This window comes from Nocardioides sp., assembly GCF_047607365.1.
GTDB lineage: Bacteria > Actinomycetota > Actinomycetes > Propionibacteriales > Nocardioidaceae > Nocardioides.
On record NZ_JASGDD010000023.1, the window covers coordinates 1 to 2,659 of the forward strand.

At 71.2% G+C, this 2,659-nt stretch carries 2 protein-coding genes and 1 pseudogene; 1 reads left to right on the plus strand and 2 read right to left on the minus strand.

Going from position 1 to position 2,659, the window contains the following annotated elements:
* A pseudogene (locus QM572_RS02030) lies at nt 1–373 on the plus strand (oxidoreductase); the annotation flags it as partial.
* A gap of 6 nt (nt 374–379) precedes the next feature.
* Here QM572_RS02030 and QM572_RS02035 read toward each other — a convergent pair.
* Together QM572_RS02035 and QM572_RS02040 are read right to left on the minus strand one after the other, a co-directional pair.
* Nucleotides 380–1,300, minus strand: a complete 921-nt coding sequence (locus QM572_RS02035; protein ID WP_415089493.1) for an AEC family transporter — start codon at nt 1,298–1,300, stop codon at nt 380–382.
* A gap of 301 nt (nt 1,301–1,601) precedes the next feature.
* Entirely contained in the window at nt 1,602–2,417 is an 816-nt protein-coding gene (locus tag QM572_RS02040) for an HAD family hydrolase (protein WP_415089495.1), read from the minus strand.
* Nucleotides 2,418–2,659: the final 242 nt, after the last annotated feature.

Below are 2,659 nucleotides of genomic sequence, written 5' to 3' on the forward strand. Positions count from 1 at the left end.
CCGGCCGCGCTCGCCGGAGGCGGCGCTGCGCCTGCGAGGGCTCTCCGACCTCCTGCTGGCGCCGACCGGCGCGCCCGCGCTCGTCGTGGCCGCCGTGGTGCACGCCGATCTGATCACGGCCGCGCCCTTCGAGTCGCACAACGGCCTGGTGGCGCGGGCGGCCGAGCGGCTGGTGCTGGTCACGCGTGGGGTCGACGCGAAGGCGCTGACCGTGCCGGAGGCGGGTCACCTGGCGCTGCGCGCGGAGTACGAGTCGAACCTGCGCGGCTACGCCGAGGGCGGCCTCGCGGGCGTGCACGCCTGGCTGCTCTACGGCGCCGAGGCGTACGCCGCCGGCGCCGAGGCGAGTCCGCTGCGCCAGGGCGCGCGGTAGCCCGGCTCAGGCGAGCAGGGCCGCGATCGTCAGCAGGACCGGGATCGCCCCGAACGTGTTGACGAAGATCGCGTCGCGCGCCAGCACGACCGACCGGTTGTAGCGCACCGACATCACGAACACGTTCTGTGCCGTCGGCAGGGCCGACAGCACCGTGACGGCCAGCAGGTCGTGGCCCTCGAAGCCGAGCAGGAATCGCCCGATCGCGTACGCCGCCAGCGGCTGCACCACCATCTTGAGCACCACGATCGAGCCCAGCTCCACCGGCGGCACCCCGCGACCCGGAAGGGGGCCGAGCCGCAGCGAGATGCCGTAGGCGATCAGCATGCAGGGCACCGACATCCCGCCGATGATCGCCAGCGGGTCGTGCACCAGCGTGGGCAGCCGCCAGCCGGTGAGCGCCAGCAGGAGCCCGCCGGCCGATCCCAGCGTCATCGGATTGCGGAACGGCCGCGACAGCACCGTCCGCACCGAGAGCCGCTCGTGCGCCACCGCGATGTCGAGGAAGGTCAGCGCCACCGGCTGGATGACCACCAGCTGCAGCAGGAGCGTCGGCACGCTGGCGGACGCGTTGCCGAGGACGTACGTCGCGATCGGGATGCCGAGGTTGTTGGCGTTGACGTACGACGCGCTGAGCATCGTGATGACCGTGTGGCCGAGGTCGTGCCTGCGCAGGCGCGAGATCGCGAACGCGATCCCGGCGCTCACCACGACCGCGCCGCCGGTCGCGAGCAGGTTGCCGGAGAAGAGCTGATGCACGTCGGCGCCCTGGAGCATCGTCAGCAGGAGCGCCGGGCTGGCGACGTAGAAGGTCATCGTCGAGAGCACCTTCTGGGCGCTCATGTCGACCAGGCCCACCTGGGCGAGGACCCAGCCGGTGAGGATGATGAGGGCCACGACACCGAACCCCTCGACCACTCCGCCCACGGCAACGAGCGTAGGGGTGCCGGACGCAGCGGTGGCGCCCGGCTCAGGGAACCGGGCGCCACCTCTATGTCACGCGCTCGGGTTACCAAGCGTGCACTTGTCCTATTGCCGGGTGCGGGTTGTCTGTCCGCATCGCCGGCGTCCTCAAAGAAGGAGCGGTCACCGCGTGGGTGCCTGAGCGCGTGTGGTCTTGAGTTGTTCTGTCCTCAGGTCTACGCCTGGTCGAGGACGAGAACAAGCCTTGATCTTCGCCGCCGCCCGGAGGATGGTGGGAGGGTTGTGTCCGCTGCTCGGAGGCGGCTCAGGCGCCGATCCGGCGGCGGCGGGCGCTGGCCCACAGCACCCCGCCGGCGACGACGACACCGCCGACCGCGATGGCCGCGAGCGTCGGCCGGGCGGCCGGCAGGGCGATCGCCGAGCGCAGCGCGACCGGCTTGGTGAAGACGAGGATCGGCCAGCCGCGCTCGGTCGCGATCCGGCGCAGCTCCTTGTCGGGGTTGACCGCGAAGGCGTACCCGACCTCCTCCAGCATCGCGAGGTCGGTCATCGAGTCGGAGTAGGCGTAGGAGCGGCTGAGGTCGTAGCCCCGCTGCTCGGCGAGCTCGCGAATGGCGCGAGCCTTGTTCTCGGCGTACGCGTAGAAGGTGATCTCGCCGGTGTAGCGGCCCTCCTCGTCGATGCCGACGCGGGTGGCGATCACGTGGTCGGCGCCGAGCATCTCGCCGATCGGCTCGACCACCTCGGTGCCGCTTGCGGAGACGATGATGACGTCGCGACCCGCCGCCTTGTGATCCTCGATGAGCTGGACCGCCTCGTCGTAGACCAAGGGGTCGACGATGTGGTGGAGGGTGTCGGCGACGATCTCCCGCACCGTCGCGACGTCCCAGCCGGTCACCAGCTCGCTCATGAACTGGCGCATCTCCTCCATCTTGTCGTGGTCGGCGCCGCCGAGGACGTACATGAACTGCGTGTAGGCGCTGCGCAGCAGCGTCCGCCGGCTCAGCAGCCCCCCGGCCTGGAACGGCCGCGAGAACGCGAGCGTGCTCGACTTCGCGATGATCGTCTTGTCGAGATCGAAGAATGCGGCCCCGACGGCTGCACCGGCTCCACTGCCCACTTCAGCATCGTACGGGGCCCGTCGCCGTCCACAGGTGGGACTTCAGTCACGGATATCCCCAGGACGCTGGGGATCCGGCCGCTCCCGGGGGTCGCCGCGGCGAGTCTCGACGCATGACCCAGGCTCTGCTCGTCACCCGCGACCCCTCCCTCCGCGAGGAGCTCACCCGTCTTGCCGCCGCTGCCGGCGCCCCGGTCGCGGCCGCCGTGGACGTCGGAGCCGCGCTGCGGGCGTGGGGCGGC